At 64.9% G+C, this 4,713-nt stretch carries 4 protein-coding genes; 2 read left to right on the top strand and 2 right to left on the bottom strand.

The window, feature by feature from the left end; genetic code table 11:
• Both ABWP09_RS13565 and ABWP09_RS13560 read right to left on the bottom strand, forming a co-directional pair.
• Window positions 1–1,241, bottom strand: a 1,241-nt coding sequence (locus ABWP09_RS13565; protein WP_353205656.1) for an NAD(P)/FAD-dependent oxidoreductase, incomplete at its 3' end; no start/stop codon positions are given.
• A 29-nt stretch (window positions 1,242–1,270) separates the two neighbouring features.
• Complete coding sequence (locus tag ABWP09_RS13560) at window positions 1,271–2,284, bottom strand: NAD(P)H-binding protein (protein ID WP_353205655.1); 1,014 nt, start codon at window positions 2,282–2,284, stop codon at window positions 1,271–1,273.
• Between the two features lie 132 nt (window positions 2,285–2,416).
• Here ABWP09_RS13560 and ABWP09_RS13555 point away from each other — a divergent pair, with 132 nt between their 5' ends.
• Both ABWP09_RS13555 and ABWP09_RS13550 read left to right on the top strand, forming a co-directional pair.
• The gene (locus tag ABWP09_RS13555; RefSeq protein ID WP_353205654.1) at window positions 2,417–4,057 is read left to right on the top strand and encodes a hypothetical protein; all 1,641 of its coding nucleotides are present in this window, start codon (window positions 2,417–2,419) and stop codon (window positions 4,055–4,057) included.
• A gap of 105 nt (window positions 4,058–4,162) precedes the next feature.
• A partial coding sequence (locus tag ABWP09_RS13550) for a ferritin-like domain-containing protein (protein WP_353205653.1) occupies window positions 4,163–4,713 on the top strand: 551 nt, incomplete at its 3' end.

Raw genomic sequence — 4,713 nt, 5'->3', positions numbered from 1 at the left:
TAAGCCCCAACCATCTCCTTCAACGGCACGCTCGCATCCCCGAGCAACCCCGGATCGACCACCGCGCGCGCCACCACCAGCGCGCGCCCCTGCACATAATCGCGCGTTGCATTGACGCAGTCGAGCGCGATCACGTGGGCTTGCTTCAGATAGATCACCGAGAAACTGCGCGCCGCGCTGTCGCCGCGTACGACCAGCGCGTCGTATCCGGTCGACAGGCCAACGGTCTGCAGCTTCAAATCATATTGGTTCGACCAGAACCACGGGACCGCGTCGTAGGGCTGCTCTTCGCCGGTCAGCAGTTTCGCCACCGTGGTCGCCTGGTCATTGGCATTCTGCACCGATTCGAGCCGGATCGTCGCGCCATCGGCAAAGCCATTGGCATGCGCCGCGCAATCGCCGATTGCGAAGATGTCGGGCAGGCTGGTGCGGCACAGCGTATCGACATCGACGCCGTTGCCGCCCGCCGCGCCCGCCGCCAGCAGCGGCGCAACCGCCGGGATGATCCCGATCCCGACAATGACCAGTTCGCCGTGCAGCACCGTGCCGTCGGCCAGCCGCACGCCGCTCGCCGCGCCGTCCTGCCCGACGATCGAATCAACCTGCACGTCGGTGCGCAAATCGACCCCGTGCGCGCGGTGCTCGGCCTCGTAGAAATGCGACAGCGGTTCGCCCGCCACGCGCGCCAGCACACGCGGTGCCGCCTCGAGCACGGTGACATGCTTGCCGAGCTTGGTCAGCACGGCGGCCGCCTCGAGCCCGATATAGCCGCCGCCCACCACGATCGCGCGCGTCACGCTGGGCAGTTCGGCGATCATGCGGTCGACATCGGCGCGGGTGCGCACGCCGTGCACGCCGCGCAGATCGTGCCCCGCACAGGTCAGCCGCCGGGGACTCCCGCCCGTTGCCCAGATCAGCGTCCCATAGTCGATCTTCGCGCCGTCCGCCGTCGTCACGCGGTGGGCGGCGGCATCGACCGACACCACCGTTCGCCCCGGCAGCAGCGTCACGTCGCGCTCGGCCCAGAAGGCAGCCGGGCGGATCAGGATCCGCTCGAACGGCTTGTCCCCCGCCAGATAATCTTTCGACAAAGGCGGGCGTTCATAGGGTAGCTCGGGCTCGTCGCCGAGCAGCGCGATGCTCCCGACAAATTTGCGCTGGCGCAGTGCGATTGCGGCTTGTGCGCCGCCATGGCCGGCACCGACGATCAGTACGTCATAGCGTGTGGAGATTTCGGTCATGCGTTCCTTATCTGCTGCTGTGCGCCGGATCAAAAAACGGCATGGTCGCCGCGATCGACCAATGCCTCGCCCTTAATGGCTTTTGCATAGAAATCGAACAGCGTTTCGGTGCCGGTCGGAGGCGTCGCTGCCGCATCGTAGCGCCCGGTCGCCGGGTCGAGCACGAGCATCGATTCGGTCGCATAATAACGCCCGATCCAGGCAAGCTCGGCCTTGTCGGCCAGCACCGGGACCACGCGACCGAGCGTGCCGAGCACCGCGATGATCGTGTCGAGCAGCTTGACCGGCACCGCTGTGAAGCGCGGTTCGCGCCCCAACAGCGCGAACAACCGCTCGCCTTGCTCGCGCGGCGTGATCGCGGCACCGGGTCCGCCGATTGGGAGAATGCGATTATGCCGCGCGGGCAGATCGATACACTCGGCCAGATAGCGCCCGAGATCATCGTCGCTGATCGGCTTGCACGCGGTCAGCGCCCCGTCGCCGAACAGCAGGAATGGCTTGCCACGCCGAATGCGCTCGATCTGGCCCGAAAGCGATTTGAAAAACGCCGTCGCGCGGACGATCGAATAGGTCACGCCCGATTCGATCAGCGCCGCCTCGAACGCCAGTTTGGCATGCTGGAACGCCAGCAACGGCTTCTGCACGCAAATTGCCGAGAGCAGCACCATGTGCGTCACGCCTGCGGCCTGTGCTGCGGCCAGCGCGTCGACATGCGCACGGTGGTCGATCGCCCAGGCGTCGTTGGGCGCGCCGGTGCGCGAGGCGAGGCACGAGAGCAACACGTCGAACCGCTCGCCGCGAAACCCGTCTTGCGCGAGCGATGCCGGATCGGTGACATCGCCGAAGCGCAGTTCGGCACCGGGCAGCATTGCCGCAATCTCGGTCGCAGACATCTTGCCGCCCGTCCCCGCCTTCGCGCGAACCAGGCACACGACATGATGCCCGCGCGCGACCAGCGCACGGACCGTCGCCTGCCCGATCGTGCCGGTCGCCCCGAGAACGAACACGCGTCGCGGCGGGGCAGGGACGGTTGTTGTCGACATCGTGACACGGTGTTGCCGCAGGCCGGGGTTTGGCGCAACGCCTCTGGATAATGAGCGGGCCGGATTTTGCGTGATTGCGTGCGCGTCACTAGGGTTGCGGCGATGAGCGGGCAGGGAGCAGTTTCGAGGGCGTTGCGACGCGGCCCGGTGCCGCTGGCGCTGACCTATGTCGCCGCGATGCTGCTGTTTTTCCGCAAGGTGATCGCCAGCGGCTTTGATCAGGGCTTCAGTGATCGCGCCGACGGCATCATCGAGATCAGCATTCTCGAACATTGGCGCAATGTGCTGGCGGGTGCGTCGACGTGGAACGTCACCAACTACTTCCATCCCTATCCGGCGACGCTCGGCTATAATGACGGCTATTTCCTCTACGGGGTGGTCTATGCCTTTTGGCGACTGGTCGCCGACCCGTTCCTCGCCGATACGCTCAACATCGCGACCTTCAAGACAATCGGCTTTTTGGCGGCTTATGCGCTGGTCGCGCGGGCGTTGCGGTGGGGCCGGGGTGCTGGATTACTGGTCGCCTTCCTCTTCACCAATGCCAATGGCCTGATGGTTCAGGCCGGGCACGCGCAATTGCAAAGCATCGCTTTGTTGCCCGTGGCGATGCTGCTTGGGGTAGCGGTGGCGAGCGCCGAGCGGGAGGGGCGGCGCACGGCGGCGTGCTGCGCGGCGGCCGGGCTCGCGCTATTGCTGGCAGCATGGCTGTTCACCGCCTTTTATATGGCGTGGTTCACGATCTTCTTCGGCGCGATTTTCGCGCTGTGCTGGGTGGTGATGAGCGGGCAGTGGCGTCCGATGGCCTTGCTGCGCGTGGTCGTGCGGCACAATGCGGTGCTGGAAGTCGGCGGCATCGTCTTTGCGATCGCGGCGATTCCGTTCCTGAGCGTGTACCTGCCCAAGGCGCGCGAGACCGGCGGGCAAGCCTATCAGGCAGTGCTCCCCTATCTCGTGCTGCCGCTTGATCCGGTGAATGTCGGCGCGGCCAATTATGTGTGGGGCTGGCTGGTGCGCTTGCTGGGTGATGCGATGCCCGAGGGCGAGCATGGCACGGGCATCCCGCTGCTGCTGTTCGTCCTCGCCATCGTCGCCATGTGGCAGGTCGTTGTCCGGCGGCGCGCCGTTGGCGGGGACGCAGTCGACGCCGGGTTTCGGGCGTTTGCGGCGGCAATCCTGCTGTGCTGGCTGCTCACGATCCGAGTCGGTAGCGTCTCCGCCTGGGCGCTGGTCTACGATCTCGTGCCAGGGGCGAAGGGGATGCGGGTCGTGTTACGCTTCCAATTGTTCCTCATTCTGCCGGTGCTGCTGCTCGTCATTGGCGCATGGCGCAGGTGCGCGCGCGACTGGGCCGGACGGCGGCCGGTTCTGCTGGCGGGCATACTCGCGCTGCTGATCGCCGAACAGTTCGGCAGCGACGTTCCGGTGCAAGTCAGCCGCACTCAAGATGGTGCGGCCTTATGGTCGCTTCCGCCACCCCCGAAGGACTGTCGCAGCTTCTACGTGGTCAGCGCGCGTCGCGATGCGCCGCTGTACATCGATGCCGAACGCACCGCGCTATACCCGCATAACGTCGACGCGATGTTGCTGGCAGAGCATTGGCGGCTACCCACCATCAATGGCTTCTCGACCTTCAATCCGCCCGACTGGAACTTCGCTGATCCCGCTGCCGCCAATTACGATTCGCGGATCGCGACCTATGCGGTGCGGCACAGCTTGAGCAAGGTCTGTCGTCTCGACGCGCGTTCACCGCAGGTCTGGCGTTTTTTACGCTAAGATGTCGTGAGCATTACTACAAAAATACTCCGATCCGACACTGTTTTTGCTTCCGCGACTCGGCAAACAATGCGATCCGTGATGAAGGACATCGGGGGATTCGCTATGATCCGACTGCAGGCCAGGCCGCTCGACACGCTGGAGGATGCGTACGACCTGCTCCAGACTGCAATCGGCGTCGAGTTCGGTACGCTCCCACCCTATCTTTACGCGCTCTTTTCGATCCCACCGGGTAAAAACCCGGAGGCGGGGACGCGAATTCGCTCGGTGATGCTGCAGGAAATGGTCCACATGTGCCTGGCCTGCAACATCCTGAATGCGCTGGGCGGATCGCCCAAACTTACCCCGCCGACCTATCCCGGGCCGCTGCCGGGCGATATCGGCCCGCACGGCACGCCGCTCGATATCCATCTGCTGCCCTTGTCGCGCGATGCGATGAAACAGGCGATGAAGATCGAGGAACCCGAAAAGGTGCCCGACTTCCCCGTGCTCAAGGCATCGCTCGCCGCCGGACCGCAAGCGATGACGATCGGGCAATTCTACACGATGCTTGATGCCTATCTCGCCACGCTGCCGCCCGAGGCGTGGCATGCCGACCGTCATCAGATCACCGACAATCAATTTTTCGCGGGCCAGATCTTCGCGGTGAAGACTTA

This window comes from Sphingomonas sp. (genome assembly GCF_040398505.1).
Classification (GTDB): Bacteria; Pseudomonadota; Alphaproteobacteria; order Sphingomonadales; family Sphingomonadaceae; genus Sphingomonas.
This window is presented reverse-complemented; position numbering and strand designations above follow the sequence as displayed.